General features: G+C 50.9%; 19 protein-coding genes. 4 read left to right on the top strand and 15 right to left on the bottom strand.

All coding sequences use genetic code 11. The features are described 5' to 3' along the window. Positions 1 to 507: 507 nt before the first annotated feature. From V8F51_RS31190 to V8F51_RS31160, 7 genes are all read right to left on the bottom strand, one after another. The gene (locus V8F51_RS31190; protein ID WP_337104406.1) at positions 508 to 1,674 is read right to left on the bottom strand and encodes a PQQ-dependent sugar dehydrogenase; all 1,167 of its coding nucleotides are present in this window, start codon (positions 1,672 to 1,674) and stop codon (positions 508 to 510) included. A 168-nt stretch (positions 1,675 to 1,842) separates the two neighbouring features. Beyond that, the gene (locus tag V8F51_RS31185; protein WP_337104405.1) at positions 1,843 to 2,697 is read right to left on the bottom strand and encodes an inositol monophosphatase family protein; all 855 of its coding nucleotides are present in this window, start codon (positions 2,695 to 2,697) and stop codon (positions 1,843 to 1,845) included. A gap of 122 nt (positions 2,698 to 2,819) precedes the next feature. Beyond that, positions 2,820 to 3,641, bottom strand: coding sequence for a sulfite exporter TauE/SafE family protein (locus tag V8F51_RS31180; RefSeq protein ID WP_337104407.1), 822 nt, complete (start codon positions 3,639 to 3,641; stop codon positions 2,820 to 2,822). A 90-nt stretch (positions 3,642 to 3,731) separates the two neighbouring features. Next, entirely contained in the window at positions 3,732 to 4,751 is a 1,020-nt protein-coding gene (gene uvsE, locus V8F51_RS31175) for a UV DNA damage repair endonuclease UvsE (protein WP_337104404.1), read from the bottom strand. Positions 4,752 to 4,754: 3 nt separating this feature from the next. After that, a complete protein-coding gene (locus tag V8F51_RS31170; RefSeq protein ID WP_337104403.1) occupies positions 4,755 to 5,072 on the bottom strand; it encodes a hypothetical protein in 318 nt (105 codons plus the stop codon). A 116-nt stretch (positions 5,073 to 5,188) separates the two neighbouring features. After that, a complete protein-coding gene (locus tag V8F51_RS31165) occupies positions 5,189 to 6,298 on the bottom strand; it encodes a D-alanine--D-alanine ligase (RefSeq protein WP_337104402.1) in 1,110 nt (369 codons plus the stop codon). 39 nt (positions 6,299 to 6,337) lie between these two features. Beyond that, positions 6,338 to 7,648, bottom strand: a complete 1,311-nt coding sequence (locus tag V8F51_RS31160; protein WP_337104401.1) for an amidase domain-containing protein — start codon at positions 7,646 to 7,648, stop codon at positions 6,338 to 6,340. Between the two features lie 227 nt (positions 7,649 to 7,875). Between V8F51_RS31160 and acnA the strand changes: the two genes are divergently transcribed. After that, entirely contained in the window at positions 7,876 to 10,587 is a 2,712-nt protein-coding gene (gene acnA / locus V8F51_RS31155) for an aconitate hydratase AcnA (RefSeq protein WP_337104400.1), read from the top strand. Between the two features lie 298 nt (positions 10,588 to 10,885). On the opposite strand, the gene V8F51_RS31150 is transcribed toward acnA, so the two are convergent. Beyond that, complete coding sequence (locus V8F51_RS31150; protein WP_337104399.1) at positions 10,886 to 11,629, bottom strand: IclR family transcriptional regulator; 744 nt, start codon at positions 11,627 to 11,629, stop codon at positions 10,886 to 10,888. Between the two features lie 273 nt (positions 11,630 to 11,902). Between V8F51_RS31150 and V8F51_RS31145 the strand changes: the two genes are divergently transcribed. After that, positions 11,903 to 12,979, top strand: coding sequence for an alpha/beta hydrolase (locus V8F51_RS31145; protein ID WP_337104398.1), 1,077 nt, complete (start codon positions 11,903 to 11,905; stop codon positions 12,977 to 12,979). 101 nt (positions 12,980 to 13,080) lie between these two features. After that, positions 13,081 to 14,157 (top strand): Fe-Mn family superoxide dismutase, encoded by a 1,077-nt coding sequence (locus V8F51_RS31140; protein WP_337104397.1) that lies wholly within the window; start codon positions 13,081 to 13,083, stop codon positions 14,155 to 14,157. 67 nt (positions 14,158 to 14,224) lie between these two features. Here V8F51_RS31140 and folE read toward each other — a convergent pair whose 3' ends face one another. From folE to V8F51_RS31105, 7 genes are all read right to left on the bottom strand, one after another. Further along, the gene (folE, locus tag V8F51_RS31135) at positions 14,225 to 14,818 is read right to left on the bottom strand and encodes a GTP cyclohydrolase I FolE (protein ID WP_337104396.1); all 594 of its coding nucleotides are present in this window, start codon (positions 14,816 to 14,818) and stop codon (positions 14,225 to 14,227) included. 53 nt (positions 14,819 to 14,871) lie between these two features. Then, positions 14,872 to 15,090 (bottom strand): YneF family protein, encoded by a 219-nt coding sequence (locus V8F51_RS31130; RefSeq protein ID WP_337104395.1) that lies wholly within the window; start codon positions 15,088 to 15,090, stop codon positions 14,872 to 14,874. A gap of 112 nt (positions 15,091 to 15,202) precedes the next feature. After that, on the bottom strand, positions 15,203 to 16,360 hold the full coding sequence (gene queG / locus V8F51_RS31125) for a tRNA epoxyqueuosine(34) reductase QueG (RefSeq protein ID WP_337104394.1): 1,158 nt from the start codon (positions 16,358 to 16,360) through the stop codon (positions 15,203 to 15,205). Positions 16,361 to 16,363: 3 nt separating this feature from the next. Next, positions 16,364 to 16,798, bottom strand: coding sequence for a ribonuclease HI (gene rnhA / locus V8F51_RS31120; protein ID WP_337104393.1), 435 nt, complete (start codon positions 16,796 to 16,798; stop codon positions 16,364 to 16,366). Positions 16,799 to 16,837: 39 nt separating this feature from the next. Next, positions 16,838 to 17,422: a signal peptidase I gene (gene lepB, locus V8F51_RS31115; protein WP_442956518.1), complete on the bottom strand. Its 585-nt coding sequence runs from the start codon at positions 17,420 to 17,422 to the stop codon at positions 16,838 to 16,840. Beyond that, positions 17,422 to 17,964, bottom strand: a complete 543-nt coding sequence (locus V8F51_RS31110; RefSeq protein WP_442956517.1) for a DUF402 domain-containing protein — start codon at positions 17,962 to 17,964, stop codon at positions 17,422 to 17,424. Before V8F51_RS31110 ends, lepB begins: the two co-directional genes overlap by 1 nt. A 122-nt stretch (positions 17,965 to 18,086) precedes the next feature. Beyond that, positions 18,087 to 18,509 carry a GNAT family N-acetyltransferase gene (locus tag V8F51_RS31105; protein ID WP_337104390.1) on the bottom strand — a complete coding sequence of 141 codons (423 nt, stop codon included), beginning with the start codon at positions 18,507 to 18,509 and terminating at the stop codon, positions 18,087 to 18,089. Positions 18,510 to 18,863: 354 nt separating this feature from the next. On the opposite strand from V8F51_RS31105, the gene V8F51_RS31100 reads away from it, so the two are divergent. Next, the gene (locus V8F51_RS31100; protein ID WP_337104389.1) at positions 18,864 to 19,475 is read left to right on the top strand and encodes a superoxide dismutase; all 612 of its coding nucleotides are present in this window, start codon (positions 18,864 to 18,866) and stop codon (positions 19,473 to 19,475) included. Positions 19,476 to 19,545 lie beyond the last annotated feature (70 nt).

The raw sequence follows: 19,545 nt of genomic DNA, 5'->3' as shown, positions 1-19,545 counted from the left end.
TTCTGTTCAACTAACCGCCTAACGCTACATTCGCAGCACTCACCCTAACGAATAGGTATACTTTCTATCTCTATCCGTCCTTAACACATCTCAATTGGCGGAATAGAGCTGATTTCTAGCTCTATTCTGTTCAACTAACCGCCTAACGCTACATTCGCAGCACTCACCCTGACGAATAGGTATACTTTCTATCTCTATCCGTCCTTAACACACCTCAATTGGCGGAATAGAGCTGATTTCCAGCTCTATTCTGTTCAACTAACCGCCTAACGCTACATTTTCAGCACTCACCCTGACGAATAGGTATACTTTCTATCCCTATCCGTCCATAACACTTCTCAATTGGCGGAATAGAGCTGTTTTCCAGCTCTATTCTGTTCAACTAACCGCCTAACGCTGCATTCGCAGCACTCACCCTAACGAATAGGTATACTTTCTATCTCTATCTGTCCTTATCACATCCCAATTGGCGGAATAGAGCTGATTTCTAGCTCTATTCCTATCCCCCTACTTCACATTATTAATCATTAACAGCCTGTCATCCGTATTGGATGGAATGCCTCTGCCGTCCGTATTATTCGTGATCACATAAATGCGGCCATCATGGATTTTCACATCGCGCAGCCTTCCCTCGCCTGAGAACACCATCTCCATTTTGCCTGCAACCGTATCGTAGCGATAGAGCGCTTCACCTCTAAGTGTAGCGATCAATAGACGATTGCTCTCATCCATCACAGCGCCAGAAGGCGCAATGGCCTCTTCCCCGGTATGATAAAGCGGAGCGATCATCCCTATGCGATTATCGTCACCGTATACAGTCGGCCATCCGTAGTTGCCGCCTGCCTCGATGCGGTTCACTTCGTCATGTCCGCCCGGGTCGCCGGACGGGCCATGCTCCGTATTGAACAGGACACCCTTATCATCCCATGCAAGTCCTTGCGGATTACGATGTCCGTAAGAGTATACATACGAATCCGCAAAAGGATTGTCAGCAGGCACTTTGCCATCAAGCGTCAGTCTTAATATTTTGCCCGCCAGACTGCTTCGATCTTGCGCCAGTTGAGGCTGCTGCGCATCTCCAGTTGTCACATATAACATCCCGTCCGGCCCAATCGCCATTCTTCCTCCGTCATGGTTAGACGCCCCTGGTATCCCCTCAAGCAGTGAGCGAACTTCAGTCCACTTCTCTCCCTCCTGCTTAATAAGGACGATGCGGTTCATTAGAGCACCCTGCTCCTCATAGGTATGGTAGGCGTAAGCAAGCTTCGATGTATGGAAGTCAGGCGACAGCAGTAAGCCGAGAAAGCCGCCTTCTCCCCTATGTCTTACGCTTTTGTTCAAATGAACGGATTGACGCTCCATGACACCGCCCTCCAGCTTGACGATCGCTCCTTCCCGCTCGCTGATGTATACCGTATCTCCATCAAATTCGATGACCCAGGGAATGTTGAGATTCTCTGCAAGCACCGTGTATGGCTCGTTCGATTCAGGCTTATCAGAAGGCACTATTGACGGCGATGGCTCAACGCCAGTAGTCACAGCCGCCGTGGGGATTGCCGTAGGTGCTTCTGTTGCTACGCCCGCTTTCTCCGTTTCGTTTTTGTCGCAGGCTGCAATCAGGAGAGTAAATACGGCAACCGCTGCCGCCAAACTGACAAGTCGTGCTTGATTCATCATGATCATCCTTTCTCGTTCTCTAGTCGATACGTTCCATTCATTCTCTTTATCTAGCATTATAGACGCATTCTATCGTAAACCAATCACAAGACGCTCTCTCTATGAAAAAAAGGACAGCCATTTGCGCTCTCTCTCGTGAGCCATGCTGTCCTTCTTCTAAACTAACTATTCGTTCGCATTCGCTGCTGCCAGAGCCGCGACCAACTCGTCTTGAATACGGCCATTCGAGGCCATCACATTGCGTACGCTCAGATCATACGGCTTGCCGTTCGTATCGGTCACGATGCCGCCGGATTCTTGGATGAGAAGCGAGCCTGCTGCCAAGTCCCAGCTGTTAAGACCAATCTCCCAAAAGCCGCTTAGACGGCCTGCTGCAACGTACGCCATATGAAGCGCGGCGGAGCCGGCAATCCGAAGATTCCGCACCTGTGGCGCTACCGCGGTAATCCCTCTCAAATTGACGGGAAGCGCATATTGATGATCGGCTGGCAATCCCGTTGCAACAAGACTTCCACGAAGCGTTTCCTCGCTAGATACGCTCATCCGTTTGCCGTGCACGTAAGCTCCCTTGCCTTTCTCAGCGACAAACAGCTCATCCTTCACCGGATCGTACACAACGCCGACGATAACATCGCCCTTGTAAGCGAGCGCTATTGATACGCAGAAGAATGGAAAGCCGTGTACGAAGTTCGTCGTACCGTCGATCGGATCAACGATCCATAAGTATTCGGCATCGATCTTATCTTCCAGCGCCCTTGCAGATGCTTCCGGCCCAGGCTCTACACCTTCTTCTCCTAAGAAAGAGTGGTGTGGAAAATGGGTCAAAACCAAATTTTTGATCAGACGTTCAGAGCCTTTGTCGACTTCGGTTACAAGATCGTGGGAAGAGTACTTTATATCAAGGCTTGCATGATTGCCAAGCTTTGTCTTAATCCATTCGCCTGCTTTCGAGGCGCAATTGATAGCAACAGCGGTAAAGCTTTTGCCACCAACGACGGAAGCATTAAGCTGATCGCTCACGGTCCATCACTCGTTTCTTTACATGATTTTTTTGTTGATGTAGATCCATTTCAAACAACGTATTGGTTTACATACGTATAACTAGGCAGGTAAGTTTCGCGAAAAAAATGGAACTGTCGCGGTCAAAACGCCCTTATGCCCTCAATAATCAGTTGTCCCGCAAGCAGCAACAACGTGACCCGCAGCAGCCACATGAGACCCTTGCCGCTCATGCGCATCGCGATGTATGCGCCGGCTTTGCCTCCGATCCATGCACCGGGGACGAGCGCCAGCACGAACAGCCAATTCGTCTCGCCAAGAAAGGCATGCATGCCGCTGCCTAGGATGGAGGACAGGAATATGACGAACATCGACGTTGCCGTCGCCACATGAGGGGGGAAACGGAATAGCAGTACCATAAGCGGTACGAATAAAGACCCTCCGCCAATGCCGAACAAGCCGGAAATCAGCCCTACGCCAAAGCCGATAAGAAGCGCTGGGGCGATGGCGTAACCATAGCTGTGCGTCTCACCTGAAGCATCCGTGAAGCTTCGATGGATAGGCCATTCACGAGTAAACGGTTTCATATAATCTCGGGCAATGAGCAGACCCGCCATGAGCAGCATAAAAACACCAAACACGAGCTGGAACACGCCGTCCTTCAGCAATCCCGTCAAAGCAGAACCCGCCATAGCAGCTGGACCGCTTGTTATGAAAAAAAGCCACGCGCTCTTGAAATCGACGATTTTGCGCTTGGCATAGGATAACGTGGAAGCAAGCGCCGTTACGACCAACACCGTTAACGACGTACCTACGGCAGTCTCGTGTCCGATCTCTCCACCTGTTAGAACGGGACCGAGCAGCATAAGCGCGGGTACGATAATGATGCCTCCGCCAAGACCGACGATGCTTCCGAATATAGCGGCAACCGCGCCGAGCACGACTAGCAGCAGCCAGCTTAACATGATAATCACCACTCTCTAGTTGTGAACAACGTTCAGAACAGCACCGCCAAGGCATGTCCCAGGCGGTGCTGTTGACCATATATATATATATCAGATGAAGATCTCGACACTTGCATCGTCGATGACTTTCACGCCTTCTCCTTGCTCCTCCAGCTTTCGGAGCTCGTCCATCAGTTTAAATAAAGCTTCGTCCTTGCTCTTGGCCTCCAGCATGCAATCCAGGTATTCGGTTGCCGGCGCAGCCTTACGCAAGAAATGAAGCAGCGGAAGCGGTTCGACGAAGTCGGCATGGCCTCTCGGGTCCGACTCGCTTTTCGGACTGGATGCATGAATCTTTGGCGGCAACTCGCGTGCAGAGGTTAACCCTAGCCGTTCGCGTTCTCGCTGCCACGTCTGCACGATGCGCGGCCATAGCACGCCGCATAGCTCGTCCTCCGAGATATCGCCCGGATTGACGGCATGATGATGGATGTCGAGTACCATCGGTACCCCGACCTGCTCAGCGGCACTTAGCGTCTCCGCAACATTAAACGTCTTATCGTCGTTCTCTAGCGTCACACGGTGCAGGCATCGCGGCTCAAGCGACCCGAATTGAGCGATAAACCGCTGGCTGGACGTTGCTTTGTCTCCGTATGCTCCGCCCATATGTATATTGCATTTGGCCGCTTCATCCAATCCCATCGCCTCAAGCATCCGCACATGGTTGTCCAAGTCGATGATCGAGTTCGCCAGCACTTCCTCGCGAGGCGTGCTGAACACGCAGAAATGATCGGGATGGAACGATACGCGTATGTTGTTTCGCTTAACGAAATCGCCTAGCTCACGGAACGAAGGCGTCAGAGTCTCAAACGGATTCCAATCCGCAAGCGCTCCGTGTGTCGCAAGCGGTATGAGCTTGGACGAGAAACGATACATTTGAATATCGCTCGCCCGGCAATGCCTTAATATGCGCAACGTATTGCTTAGATTCTCCTCGGCGATCCGCTCCAGCTTACGAATAGCTGCGTCGCGGTCATCGAGCTTGGAGAAGCTTTTGTAAGTCATCGTTTTGGAGGGAGATGAATTCTCAAGCGTAAGGCTCATCGCAACGAAACCGAATCTGACGATCACGGGCTACTTTCGATCTCCAAAAAACATTTCATAAGCCAGTGCAGTCTGTATGCGCGACTCTTCCTCGGTTAGCTTTCTCACAAGCTCCATCTCCACTTCGGTTACTTCTTCGCCTTGAAAGTTAATCTCAGCGATAGAAGCCAAGATGCGGACAATCGCAATCGCTTCGTTGCCAGGCGTGTAGGCGATGACCTTTTGACCCGTCGGAAAGACGCGAAATCCGCTCTTAACCATTTTGCCCCTACCATACTCCAACAATTCATAAAGCTCTTGCTCGGACTTGAATTTGCATACGGAATTAAATTCGGTTGAAAATCCCATGGTAACAACCCCCTCCTCGAAAATCAGTTATAAGGCCAGTTAAGGCTCATTAGTTCGACGAAATGACGTTAAATGAGCCCATTTACGATTGCCTATCTATTTAATTTGATCTAACCTTAAATCGCGTCGCCGGAGAAATCTATCGCTTGCTTGTCATTGTAACGAGCCATCGCGAGATCGATCAAATTGTCTAGAAGCTGCTTGTATGGGAGACCCGTTTCCTTCCACATGAGCGGATACATGCTGAAAGGCGTGAAACCAGGCAATGTATTCACTTCATTAATTAGCAGTTGACCATCCGACTTCCGTAAGAAAAAGTCAACCCGGGACAAGCCGGACCCGTCAATTGCTTGGAAAGCGCGAACGGCCATCTCGCGAATCGCTTCCGTCGTCTCGGCAGGAATATTCGCCGGGATCTGCATTGTGGATTTGCCGTCGATATATTTGGCCTTATAGTCGTAAAACTCATTGGACGGAGCAATCTCACCCGGCAGCGAAGCTTTCGCCTCGTCGTTGCCAAGCACGCTGACCTCGATCTCGCGCGCATCGACGAACTCCTCGACGATGACCTTGCGGTCGAAACGGAGCGCGTAATTAACGGCAGCGATCAGCTCCTCGCGGTTTCTCGCTTTCGATACGCCTACGCTGGAGCCAAGGTTGGCTGGTTTAACAAAGCACGGGTACCCGAGCGACACTTCACATTCCATAATGAAATAGGAGGAGTCCTTCTGCCATTGCGTACGGTTAAAGTACCGGTACACACATTGCGGCAAGCCCTCTTGGGCGAACACTTTCTTCATAATAATCTTGTCCATGCCAACGGCAGATGCGAGAACGCCAGCACCTACATAAGGAATGTTGGCCATCTCGAATAAACCTTGGATCGTGCCGTCTTCGCCGAACGTGCCGTGCAGCAGCGGAAATACGACGTCGATCTGCTGCTCGCCGCTCGCGCCAGCACCGCCTATACCTGCGAACAGCGGCGCAAGCGCCGCACCTGTATTCGCAGGCTCATTGGACTCGTAACGCAGCTCCTCTACGCTTGCTGGACGACCTTCAAGAACCGCCCCTGTCTTCCACTCGCCTTGCTTCGTAATATAAAAAGGTTTGATAGCGTATTTGCTGTAGTCGAACTCGCCCATAACGGCAAACGCCGTTTGCAGAGAGACCTCATGCTCTCCCGATTTCCCCCCGTATACAAGACCAACTCGAACTTTGCTTCCCATGGCACATCCTCCGGTACGAATAAATTTACATTACAATGCTTACATAAGGTCGGCAATATGAAAAAAACGATATCTCGTCTGTTCCGTCCATGCGTAAGAATCGCGATAATCCCAATAACGATGCCTGCTGGCTACGGTATTCGCGTTAACGAGCGGCATCCCCGCTGCATCGAACGCGGTCACGATTGTACTATGCTGGAATCGGTTATCCCCATTCCAATCATACGTAATAATATCGCCTAGCTGCAGCTCGTCGGCCGATAAAACGGTTTCTGCGCGCAAGCCTGATGTCCGCTTTCCACCCAAATAATGAGTTAAAGCATTGGATACGGCCCAGCTGAAGCTCCAATTTTCCTGACCTTTATTTCTGCCTTTATACCACCAGCCGCTTTCTCTTTTACCAGTATAGTTCATTGGGGCATTACCTGCAAAGACGCATTGGGATACGTAATTCGTGCAATTTACCTCAAACAGCTCATAGGCGGGATTGCCTTCGTTCCACCATCGGTCGGCATAAGCCGCAACCAAATCTCTCCTGTACGGAATACCTGGCTGACGGTGTTTGAATTGCGGGAATAGGTCATAATTTAAGTATGGCATCGAAGGCGTAGCGCGCTCGCCTTCGGAGAACGTATAATCATCTACTGTCATCCAGTTGTCGGCTGATGCTCCATATCGCGGCCTGCGTTCGGATATGATCGGCTCGACGCGCATAACGTCCCAGCTTTTACCCGCGGGACACAGCCATAGCCGCTCGTATTCAGACCTCTCCTCCATATAGAAGCGGCCATGCTGCTCCATTCTTCTTCTAATATGAAGCTTAATGAGCACCGACACTTCGTTTGGAGACTCGTTAACGCGGACAAGCTCGGCCTTCGTCTCACTTCCGGCAGGCAGGACGCCGCGCAGCAGCTCACGCTCACGCAGCCGCTCAAGCCGACAGCGAAGACGTTCGCAATGTTCTGCGTCCGTAACAAAGTCGGACAGCACTTGGGCATGCTGCTCCGTCTCGGCCTGATTGTACAAACTAATGTAACGATGAACGGCTGATTTCCACCCTTCCGCCTCTCCTTGCTGCCGGTGCAGCCCATAATCCGATGAACGCAGGAGAGATGTAAGCTTTGGCTGCTTGTTTGATTGATGAGCACTTGCCTGTGACTGAGCCTTAGACTGAGGCTCGGGCTGATTGGCCGCCATATGCTGCCGCTGCTCCTCCGCTGCCCGTTGCGGCAGTCCGGCATTAGCCTTCAGCTTAACAGCCGGCTGGCGCGGGGAGCTTCCCTGCTGCGGGGGCGCTTGATTTCGTTTGTAACTTTGATTTGCTGGCGGCCTTTGACCTGTTCGCGACATCGCTATCCCTCCTGCATGACACAGAATAACTGATTAATTATATGAAACGATACGACAATTCATGTAACATCGCTTGAAACGTATTTTCAGCCCCTTCCGTATGTCCGCAAGGACATAATTGGACTTTACGCAGGGGTCATTTTAGCGCTATACTATAGCTATAAGGAATTTGAAATCCTGTTTCACAGAGTGAAACAAGGACGACATTTACACAAAGGAGAATGACGATGTCTAAACAAAATCAATACTCCGTCCGCACTACGCTTGATGCTGGCGGCAAGTCGTATGCTTACTATCGTATCGACGGACTACAAGAGCAAGGCCTTGGCGACATTTCGAAGCTGCCTTTCTCGATCAAAGTATTGCTTGAAGCAGCCGTTCGCCAATTCGACGGACGCGCAATTACACCTGAGCACGTGAAGCAGCTTGCAACTTGGGCTGACGGACGCGAGGACAAAGAAATTCCTTTCATCCCTGCTCGTATCGTACTGCAAGATTTCACCGGCGTACCGGTTGTCGTTGACCTTGCGGCAATGCGTGACACCGTTAAAAAAGCTGGCGGAGATCCTAAGAAAATCAACCCGCTCGTTCCTGTCGATCTCGTAATCGACCACTCGATCATGGTTGACGCATTTGGTAGCCCTGAAGCTCTTGAATACAACACGAAAGTGGAATTCGAGCGCAACGAAGAACGTTACCGTTTCCTTCGCTGGGCACAAACGGCATTCGATAACTTCCGCGCTGTGCCGCCGGGCACAGGTATCGTTCACCAAGTTAACCTTGAGTACTTGGCATCCGTTGCCGCAACGAAAACAATCGACGGCGAAACAGTCGTATATCCTGACTCCCTAGTAGGTACGGACTCCCATACTACGATGATCAACGGTCTTGGCGTAGTAGGCTGGGGCGTTGGCGGTATCGAAGCGGAAGCAGGCATGCTCGGACAACCGCTTTACTTCGTAATGCCAGAAGTTATCGGCTTCAAATTGACAGGCAGCCTGGCAGAAGGCTCTACAGCAACTGACCTTGCCCTGACTGTTACACAAATCCTTCGTAAAAAAGGCGTTGTCGGCAAATTCGTCGAGTTCTTCGGACCTGGCTTGTCCAACATCAGCCTTGCTGACCGCGCAACGGTTGCCAACATGGCTCCTGAGTACGGCGCAACAATCGGCTTCTTCCCTGTCGACAGCGAGACGCTTTCGTTCATGCGTCAAACAGGCCGTCAAGAAGAGCAAATCGAGCTTGTTGAAGCTTACTACAAAGCACAAAGCATGTTCCGTACGGACGAAACGCCAGACCCTGTTTTCTCTGACGTTATCGAGCTTGACCTTTCGACAATCGTTCCATCGCTTGCTGGACCGAAGCGTCCGCAAGACCGCGTTGAGCTGACTTCGATGAAAGAATCGTTCAACAGCATCATCCGCACGCCAATCGACAAAGGCGGATACGGCCTGAGCGACGAGAAAATCGAGCAAGTCGTAACCGTTAACCATAATGACGGCCAAGTGTCCAAAATGGGCACAGGTGCTGTTGCGATCGCGGCTATTACAAGCTGCACGAACACGTCCAACCCAAGCGTAATGCTTGCTGCTGGCCTCGTTGCTAAGAAAGCAGTAGAGCGCGGTCTTAAGAAACCGGCTTACGTAAAAAGCTCCCTGACGCCGGGCTCGCTCGTCGTTACGGAATATTTGAAAAAAGCAAACCTGATCGAATCGCTTGAAGCGCTCGGCTTCCACGTTGCAGGCTACGGCTGCGCAACTTGTATCGGTAACTCCGGTCCATTGCCGGACGAAGTAAGCAAAGCGATCGCCGACAACGATATGACGGTAGCGGCTGTATTGTCCGGTAACCGTAACTTCGAAGGCCGCGTTCACGCTCAGGTTAAAGCCAACTACCTGGCATCGCCGCCGCTCGTTGTTGCTTATGCAATCGCTGGTACGGTTAACATCGATCTTACCAATGATGCAATCGGCTACGACCAAGACGGCCAGCCGGTATACCTGAAAGATATCTGGCCTACTAACCAAGAAATCAAAGACGCGGTTGCAGCTTCGTTGAATCCGCAAATGTTCCGCGACAAATACGAGAACGTATTTACGCAAAACGAGCGTTGGAACGCGATTTCCGTACCAGAAGGCGAAAGCTACGAGTGGGATGAAAAATCGACGTACATCCAAAACCCGCCGTTCTTCGAGAGCATCGGCGACGCTCTTAATGACATTGCCGATATTCCTTCGGCTAGCGTACTTGCGCTTATGGGCGATTCGGTTACGACTGACCATATCTCCCCTGCCGGCAACATTACGGTTAACAGCCCAGGCGGCAAATACTTGATAGACAACGGCGTAGATCGCAAAGACTTCAACTCGTACGGTTCCCGTCGCGGTAACCACGAAGTGATGATGCGCGGTACGTTCGCGAACATCCGTATTCGCAACCAAGTTGCTCCTGGTACAGAGGGCGGCGTAACGACTTACTTGCCAAGCGGCGAAGTAATGTCCATCTACGACGCATCGATGAAATACCAAGACAGCGGCAAAAACCTTGTCGTTATCGCCGGTAAAGAGTACGGAACAGGAAGTTCGCGTGACTGGGCTGCCAAAGGCACTTACCTTCTAGGCGTCAAAGCCGTTATTACGGAAAGCTTCGAGCGTATTCACCGTTCCAACCTTGTCGGCATGGGCGTGCTTCCGCTTCAATTCCAAGAAGGCCAAAGCTGGAAAACGCTTGGCATCACTGGTACGGAGACATTCGACATTACAGGCCTCAGCAACGACGTTCAACCGGGCGATTCCGTTACCGTTACCGCTACTCGCGAAGACGGCACAACGTTCGAATTCCCAGCAATCGTTCGTCTGGACTCGCTCGTTGACGTAGACTACTACCGCAACGGCGGCATCCTGCAAACGGTGCTTCGTCAAATGATCGCTAACATGTAATAAAAAAGTAAAAACGGGAGAAAGCAGATGTTAGTCTGCTCTCTCCCGTTTTTTTGTGTTTTGCCTGTATTTCATACAGGCTAATCGATCCCAATCGCCTGTTAGGTGACCTTTGATTGGAATACATACAATCAAAATCGGCATTTTAACCCTCGGCAGCCTTTCTCCATTCATTAGACTGCACAAAATCCAGCCAAACTCTGAAATCTTCTCATTTTTAGCCTTTTGATTGGATGAGATCCATTCAAATAGCGAGTACACTTTGTCCAGCGTGCTGCAGCATAAGATTTAACCCCTGTTATACAATCATCATACCCAGCCGCTTGGCTGATTCTATCATAACGGGCGCGTAGCTACGCATCGTGTCCATCGTCAAACGGCTTGCAGGCCCCGATACCGATAAGGCTGCTACCAGCTTGCCCGAGCGTGTAAGAATAGGCGCTGACAACGCCGCAGCGCCCGGTTCGCGCTCCTCGAAGCTCGTTGCATACCCTTGCGCTACAATTTCGTCTAATTGCTGCTTATATTGATCCAGGTCGATGGCATACAGCCATGCAGGATCGACGAACAGCTCCTGCTGGACGTGAGGCTCGGCATAAGCAATAAGCACTTTGCTCGAAGCTCCCGCATATAGCGGCAGCCGTGCGCCCACCGGCGCTACCCGCCGAACGGGCTGATTGCTCTGCACGGCTTGAATTCGTATACGCTCCGATCCATCCCTAACATAAATGCTGACCGTCTCTCCTAACCTGTCGCGCAGCCGCACCATCTCCGGCAGCCATATCGTCGCCTGATCGTCCGATCGGGATAAGTTAGCGGACAGCTCCCATACCTTAAGACCTAGATGATAGCGTTCCGTCGCCCGATCACGCTCCAGGAAACCCTTCTCCTCCAGTGTGGCAAGCATGCGGTGCACCGTACTCTTATGCAGCCCGATATGCTCGGCGATTTCCGTCATCGCCCAATCCGTCTTCGTCGTAAAGCAGAGTAAAATATCAAGCGCACGATCTACCGCGCGTACAGTCGATTTGCCTTCCTCCATGCCGCCCATCCTCCCTGCCCCATGTTTCATTCAATGAAACTCATTCTCATTTTAGTATACCCTATTGGCTCTCGAGCCGTAAAGGAAAGTCTCTACGTTACAGCTATATTACAAAGCATTAACATCTTATCGACATCAATTGACAGGCTACTAGCGTAGGACTACGATAAAAGTACTAGAAAAATAACGCTTACATTCATTGAACGTTTATCGACCGCTTCTCTCCCTACTACTACGACGCATCTGGAAGCAACATTGAAGGAGGATGACGATATGAGCATAACAACCTTGACGCCACGGCAGCTTGAATCCGGATTCCCGGGCAGCATGCAGCCGTTCCCTTTCATCGACCCCGATCAGCTATTTGCTAAGAAGAAAGCAAAGAGCCGTGTCAAGCACCTGGTCGTAGCCTCCCTCGCCTCCGTCACGGCCATGTGTTTGCTTGCGATCGTTATCTTTCATGGTTATGTTGCTTGGATGCTCGCCTATCCATACGTATCACCGCTCACTTCCAATCCGAAAGCGGCCATTGGCCTTCAATATGAGGATGTCGTATTTCCAAGTCATAGCGGACAGACAACCGTTAGCGGCTGGTTCGTTCCCGCTGGCGGGTCAGAGATCGCTGCTGCTGACGCATCTGTAGCTGCTTCCACAAGAACCGTCGTATTCAGCCACGGTTACGGAGCTAATCGCGAAGAGACATGGGTTCCCATGTATGATCTCTCGAAGCTCCTGAACGGCTTAGGCTACAACGTGTTACTATTCGACTATGGCTATGCTTCCAAGGAATACAAAGCGCCAGCCACAGGCGGCCTTGAGGAATCTCAGCAGCTGCTCGCAGCCATCGATTATGCCAAGTCGCGCGGAGCAGAAGACATCGTCGTATGGGGCTTCTCGATGGGCGCAGGCACGGCGCTGCAGACAGCGCTGCAAACCGACGAGATCGACGCAATGATTCTTGACAGCATGTTCATTCCAAGTCCTGAGGCTTTATTCGATAATTTGAATCAATTCGTAGAGCTGCCGCGTTTCCCTTCATTACCGCTCATCGAATCATTAATCCCGCTGTGGACGGGTTCGAACTTTGGATCCATCCCCGCCGAGGAAGTGATGTCGAATGATTACGGGATGCCAATCTATGTCATTCATGGCACCAACGATGTGAAGGCTGATTACGAGACGGCCGAGGTTGTTGCATCTGTACAAGGCAATCCTCTCTCCCGTTCCTGGATCGTGCCTGACGGCCAGCATGAAATGCTGTTCCAAGTCCATCCGCGCGAATACATCCAACGGGCGGCGCTTTTCCTAAGTCAAGTCGACGGTCAATTGCAAACCGACAAAGCTTCCTAATCTAACATTAAACCTATGCAAGCACGACATAACCCCTTTCTGCGACGAATACATCTACCTTAGATGCATTCCATAGTTGCAGCATATAGGAGGCGATGGCCGTGCTTTTTATTTATGGCAAACTAATGCCTGTAAGAGCAATGGAGCTTGTCCGTCACTGGAAAATGCAAGAGAAAGAGCATAACGCCGTCATCCTGCAAAGCGCTCCGTCACTGGACGTTCAATATGCGGGCTTGCTGCAATCATGGGAGCCCGTATTTGCCGGAACGGTACATTACGCCAATCAATGGCTGGAATCATGGCTTCCTTACCCTGCCCGTCTTCCTGAGCAGGCCGAGCTTACCGTCGAAGCGCTTATCGATACCGCGCTCGAGCAATCCCATCGCTATGTCGAGCAGCTCGAGATGCTGCTGTCCAGCAATGTGCCGCAAAGCACCCGGACAATTATTGCCCATTCCATCCGCGAGACCAACTATTATCGCGGACTGGTCGGAGCATACAGGCAAGCCGCGAACAGTCCAGGCAATCGGGAGCAGCGAGCACCGATTGCACAGGTACCCATTGGCGGACATACACTGCCTCCGCTTCCCTATGATTATGATGCCTTAGAGCCTTATATCGATGAGCAGACGATGCAAATACACCATGACATTCATCATCAATCCTATGTCGACGGACTCAATAAAGCCGAGACACAGCTTCAAATCGCGCGCGAAACCGGCAACTTTGATCTGGTCAAGCACTGGGAGCGTGAGCTTGCCTTCAATGGGGCAGGACATTATCTTCATACGTTGTTTTGGAGCGTGATGTCGCCACACGGCGGGGGCGATGCCGTCGGGCCGATCTCTACGCAGATCACGAACGATTTCGGCAGCTATGCCGCTTTCAAGAAGCAGTTCAGCGAAGCGGCTGCCAAGGTCGAAGGCAGCGGCTGGGCGATCCTCGTCTGGAGTCCGCGCAGCAGACGGCTAGAAATCTTAACTGCCGAGAAGCATCAGAACTTATCGCAGTGGGACGCAATTCCTTTGCTGCCGTTCGACGTATGGGAGCATGCTTATTATTTGAAGCATCAGAACAAGCGCGCTGACTACATTAAGGACTGGTGGAGCGTCGTTCATTGGCCGAATGTGAACAAACGCTTCGAGGAAGCGCGCCAGCTCGTCTGGCAGCCGTACTAATGCCATAGCAATAATAAAAGGCTGACAGCTCTCTGCTAAGAGAACTGTCAGCCTTTATTCATTATAGCTATTGCTTCAGCAATGCAAGAAACTCCGAGCGCAGCGCAGAGCTGCTGCGGAATTCGCCGCGTACCGCCGAGGTGACGGTCTTGCTGCCCGGCTTCTTCACGCCCCGTGCGCACATGCACAGATGCTCGCCCTCGACAACGACCATGACGCCATGCGGCGATAGCTCCTCCTCGAGAATATCGGCGATCTGCGAAGTAATACGCTCCTGCACCTGCAGTCTGCGCGTAACTGCCTCGACCAGACGCGCGAGCTTGCTGAGCCCTGCGATCTTGCCGCTTGGGATATACCCGATATGCGCCTTACCGAAAAACGGCGCCATATGGTGCTCACACTGGCTATAGTACACAATATCCTTCACGATGACGAGCTCTTCATGCTGCTCATCGAACGTTACGCCAAGCACTTCGCGAGGGTCAACCTCGTAGCCTGCGAATATTTCCTCATACATCCGAGTGACGCGCGCAGGTGTCTCTAGAAGTCCCTCGCGTTCCACGTTCTCGCCTACCAGCTTTAATATCTCTCTGACGTGGTATTCGATTTGCTCCCGGTTGCTCGTTACCTTTGTATTGACGTAATCTTTCTTACCCGCCACGTAGGGTCACTCCTTCCGGATCATTACAACTGTTTACAACCTAAAACGCGCCTTTATTTACGCGGGAACTTTTGATTTTTCATCATGTTTTGAGCACGATTCATTTGTTGCTTATTCAAGTTATAGCCCATTTGCTTAGCCATCTTCTGTATCATCTCAGGGTCGTTCTGCATCTTCTCAAGCTGCTTGCGCAAATAGAATACGCCGATGAAAAAGCCGCCAACTGCGCCGACCACTAATGTCACGATAGGAAGTACAATGTTTAACCACATAAAAAAAATTCACCCAACCCTCTCTATCTCTTGCTGTAATAATTGCATTCATGATAGCATGTTCATCCTTCGTTCGCAATCAGGATGAAACAGCTTTGAACAACCAATCATTTCAATCTATAGATTTGCTGCTAGGCCCTATAGCGTCGATCGCCCTCGCCATATAGGCCTTAGCTTCCTCGTCGCTCTCCTTGGCAAAAGCTGCATGAAGCGCCTCTTCGGCAACCGCGCCGCCGATTCGGCCCAGCGCCCATGCCGACGTTCCGCGAAGCACCGGCCTCGGATCCGACTCCAGTACCTTCACTAGCTCCGGTACGGCAGACACTTCCTTGTAATTGCCAAGCGCTATGACGGCATTGCGTTGGATCGGCTTCTTCCCCCGCCACGCGGAGGAACTGCGGGAATAACGTTCTTGGAACTCTTTATTGCTCATCGATAAAAGCGGCTCAAGGAGCGGCATAACGAGCTCCGGATCAGGCTGCAGCTCCGGCTGATGCGTCCAGTTCTTCCCCTTGTTGATCGGGCATACCGTTTGGCATGTATCGCAGCCATAAATCCGATTCCCGATCTTACGCATGATCGGCTCTTCTACGAACCCTTTCGTCTGCGTAATAAATGAAATACACTTGCTCGAATCAAGCTGTCCGGGTCCAACCAGCGCGTCCGTAGGACAGGCATCGATGCATATCGTGCAGGAACCGCACTGATCGGTCATTTGCTCGTCCGGCGGCAGCGGGATATTCGTTATCATCTCGCCGAGATACACCCATGAGCCCCACTCCGGCGTAATGACCGCGCAGTTTTTGGCGCTCCAGCCAAGGCCGGCGCGCTCAGCAACCGCACGATCGACGAGCTCGCCCGTATCGACCATACTCTCCACCCGCAGATCAGGAATGCGCTCGCGAAGCCACGCCTCCAGCCGAGCAAGCCGGTCGCGCAATACGCGGTGGTAGTCCTCTCCCCAAGAGGAGCGGGACATAATGCCGCGACGTGCGCCGCGCTCGGACTTAGGAGGGTTGTCCATCTTCGAAGGATAAGCAACCGCGATTGCGATGATCGATTGCGGATTGTCGAACAATAGCGCCGGATTCGTACGCTTGTCGAGATCCTTCTCCTCGAAGCCGGATTCTCTGCCAAGCTCGCGATGACGAATTAATATTTGTTTCATCTCGGTGAAAGGGTCAGCCGATGCGACGCCAATCTTATCGATGCCAAGCTCGGCCGCCGCAGCCTTCATCTCTTCTTTCAGCTTGCTGTAGCGGTCAGTCATCGCTTACAGCCTGCGGATCGCTTCGCGCGCAAGCTCGTCGCAGCGATTGTTCCATTCATTGTCGCTATGGCCCTTTACTTTGACGTATTCAACGGTATGCATCTTCATGAGTTCCCATAACGCTTTCCAAAGTTCCTGATTTTCCACCGGATCCTTCTTGCTGTTCTTCCACCCGTTGCGAAGCCAGCCGTGTATCCAGCCTTTCTGAAAGCAATTGACGACATAGGCCGAATCGCTGTACACCTTGACTGAGCAAGGCTCCTTGAGCAGTCTTAACCCTTCGATAACCGCTTGAATTTCCATACGGTTATTGGTCGTATGCTTCTCGCCGCCGGATATTTCCTTCTGCTTCGATCCGTAGAAGAGCACAGCGCCCCAGCCGCCGGGTCCAGGATTACCGGAGCAAGCTCCGTCCGTATAGATCATAACTTCTTTCATTAATGTTCTACCTCCCAACTTCTAAACGAGTGGAATAAACTACAATCCGCGTAATTTGTTATAAGGCCATAAAATATAATCCGCCCTGCCTTTAATCAGACTGCGCGGCACCGTGCCGAAAATTCGGCTGTCCAAGCTCGCTTGCAGATGACGATTGTCTCCCATTACGAAGTATCGTCCCTCTTCTACGACGCTTGGTCCATAATTCATGCCCTCTATAGAAGTGTCGATATAATTTTCTATGACGAGCTCACCATTGCGGTACAACTGATTATCATAGATCTCGATTTGATCACCAGGAACACCGATAACACGCTTCACGAGAAACTTCTTCTCCCCGCTTCCGTCATCGGGTTCCTTCAATATAACAACGTCACCCGCTTTGGGCTTGCCGACCAAATACACGAACTTGTTCACGAACAGCCACTCATCATCAAGCAGCGTCGGCTCCATAGAATGGCCTTCTACCGTAGATAAATTGAATACAAAAAAATGTACAATAAGGACAACCACGAATGCAACAATAAGCGTCCTGAGCCAATCCCAAGCCTCAGAGCGCCAAGTGCGATTATTTTCATTAGGTTTATTGGAGGATGATGCCGTTTCCGATTCTGCCAAAGTCATTATTCCACCTCGCCGTTTGCCTGAAGCCACGCCTCGTAGTAGGCCGTAACATGCTCATCTTGAAAAGGCGGTTGTCCGCTTTCTATTCTTAACAGCAAAGCCGCCAGCCCTTCTTGGACTTTATCATCCACCATCTGCGGGTAGTGATACATATGGCTATGAAGCTCGTACTCATCCTGATCAACGACAAAACATCCGCCGTCCGTCGTACGAATAACATCAAGGTCATAATCGATATATGTCAGCACGTCCCCTTGCAAATAAGGAGGAGAAGCGATATTGCAATAGTAACGTATGCCGTTTTCCTCAATAAGGGCTACGACATTAAACCAAATGCCAGGTATGAAGAATGAAACGGCAGGAACACGGCTGATCCATTGCTTGCCGTCCGATTCCTGTATCGGCGTCTGTCGATTAATTAGAACGATCATGGACTCTTCCAGGTGCTCCGGAACAAGCAGCTCGCTGGGAACGAGCCAATTGCGCTGCCATGTACGATGGATGTGACCGTTATGCTTGAAGCTCTTGATAACACAGTGCATGTATCGTACCATACCGTTCTCCTCACACATGTCTATAGTAATAAGAAAAGCATATCTCACCGCCAAAAGCAATGGCGATGCAGATATGCCCCTGCACAAATTATAATTGCAGAAAATCCGCGTTAACCCGTTACGATGCTCAGCTTCTGGAAAGACCGGAAAAAGTCGTTGGACGCGTAGCCCATGGACTCATATAACGGCAATACCGGCTCGTTGTGCTCGTCCGCGGTAATAAGTATCTTTGTAACATGACGCTGCTCGAAGCGCTGACGCAGCCCCTGAATAAGCGACTTGCCTATTCCTTTCCGTTGATGTTGTGGCGATACGGCGATTCGATAATAATAACCTTTGTTATTATCAATCGTTCCGATAATCATTCCAACAAGCTCGGAATCTTCGACAGCGACAAGAACCAAATCGCTATCCCATGACAATTGACGTGCAAAAGCTTCCATCGTTTGTTCGTAACACTCTTCGGTTAACACTTCTTCGAGAAGAGCTGTAATCGGTCTGTAATCGGACAACTGGAAGGAACGTACGTTCATTAAATTAACACCTTCTATTTCTTGTCATAGTGCTGCTTCTAGAATATTATACGACAAAATCATACGAATTCCTTCTAAAATCTTCGAAATTCCTTATAAAAATTAAACAAATCTTCGATTTACTCGTGAAAACGCTTTATATAAAGCGTTTTCATTCATTTTATCTCTTTTTTTGTTAAAATTACGTTAATCAACGTTACTCTGAATAATTGTTTTGCTTCTGTGTTACGCTATGTTGGATTGCTATTAGTCGCCTTTTTGCCCCTCCGACTTTTGCAACATTAATGTTGATTTATTCGATCGGATAAGGGATAATGGAATTGCTAAGCTACATATATTTAGGAGGTAATAATAATGGCACATCAACTACCAGCATTGCCTTACGCGCACAACGCGCTTGAGCCGCATATCGATGCGACTACAATGGAAATTCACCACGGCCGTCACCACAACGCATATGTGACGAACCTGAACGCAGCTCTTGAGTCCGCTCCTGAATTGCAAAGCAAATCGATCGAAGAGTTGATCTCCGATCTGGCAAGCGTACCTGAAGGCATCCGTACTGCTGTTCGCAACAACGGCGGCGGCCACGCTAACCACAGCCTGTTCTGGGAAACAATCGGACCTGACGCTGGCGGCGCTCCTACTGGCGCTCTTGCAGCGGCAATCGAGAGCGAGCTTGGCGGCTTCGATACTTTCAAAGCTGACTTCGCGAAAGCAGCAACAACTCGTTTCGGCAGCGGCTGGGCTTTCCTTGCAGTAGCTAACGGCAAATTGAAAGTATACAGCTTGCCTAACCAAGACAGCCCGATCATGGAAGGCGAAACGCCAATCCTCGGACTGGACGTTTGGGAGCATGCTTACTACCTGAACTACCAAAACAAACGCCCTGACTACATTGCAGCGTTCTGGAACGTTGTAAACTGGGCTGAAGTTGGCAAACGTTACGAAGCTGCTGTTAAGTAATCTTTGCTAATAGGAAAGCGGCGCTGTCCTCATTGAGGGCAGCGCCGCTTTTTTTGTTCCTCCTTCCTTA

Source organism: Paenibacillus sp. YIM B09110 (assembly GCF_037167145.1).
Classification (GTDB): domain Bacteria; phylum Bacillota; class Bacilli; order Paenibacillales; family Paenibacillaceae; genus Pristimantibacillus.
The sequence above is the reverse complement of the archived record's forward strand: the minus strand, read 5'-3'. Positions and strand labels throughout refer to the sequence as shown.

Coding starts and splice junctions, on each gene's coding strand:
- V8F51_RS31170 (WP_337104403.1), bottom strand. CDS start 5,072: ATGGGATTTTCAACCGAATTTAATTCCGTATGCAAATTCAAGTCCGAG.
- lepB (WP_442956518.1), bottom strand. CDS start 17,422: ATGACTTTGGCAGAATCGGAAACGGCATCATCCTCCAATAAACCTAAT.
- V8F51_RS31130 (WP_337104395.1), bottom strand. CDS start 15,090: ATGTGGTTAAACATTGTACTTCCTATCGTGACATTAGTGGTCGGCGCA.
- V8F51_RS31110 (WP_442956517.1), bottom strand. CDS start 17,964: ATGCACTGTGTTATCAAGAGCTTCAAGCATAACGGTCACATCCATCGT.
- V8F51_RS31190 (WP_337104406.1), bottom strand. CDS start 1,674: ATGAATCAAGCACGACTTGTCAGTTTGGCGGCAGCGGTTGCCGTATTT.
- queG (WP_337104394.1), bottom strand. CDS start 16,360: ATGACTGACCGCTACAGCAAGCTGAAAGAAGAGATGAAGGCTGCGGCG.
- acnA (WP_337104400.1), top strand. CDS start 7,876: ATGTCTAAACAAAATCAATACTCCGTCCGCACTACGCTTGATGCTGGC.
- V8F51_RS31100 (WP_337104389.1), top strand. CDS start 18,864: ATGGCACATCAACTACCAGCATTGCCTTACGCGCACAACGCGCTTGAG.
- V8F51_RS31160 (WP_337104401.1), bottom strand. CDS start 7,648: ATGTCGCGAACAGGTCAAAGGCCGCCAGCAAATCAAAGTTACAAACGA.
- V8F51_RS31145 (WP_337104398.1), top strand. CDS start 11,903: ATGAGCATAACAACCTTGACGCCACGGCAGCTTGAATCCGGATTCCCG.
- V8F51_RS31180 (WP_337104407.1), bottom strand. CDS start 3,641: ATGTTAAGCTGGCTGCTGCTAGTCGTGCTCGGCGCGGTTGCCGCTATA.
- V8F51_RS31150 (WP_337104399.1), bottom strand. CDS start 11,629: ATGGAGGAAGGCAAATCGACTGTACGCGCGGTAGATCGTGCGCTTGAT.
- V8F51_RS31105 (WP_337104390.1), bottom strand. CDS start 18,509: ATGAACGTACGTTCCTTCCAGTTGTCCGATTACAGACCGATTACAGCT.
- rnhA (WP_337104393.1), bottom strand. CDS start 16,798: ATGAAAGAAGTTATGATCTATACGGACGGAGCTTGCTCCGGTAATCCT.
- V8F51_RS31165 (WP_337104402.1), bottom strand. CDS start 6,298: ATGGGAAGCAAAGTTCGAGTTGGTCTTGTATACGGGGGGAAATCGGGA.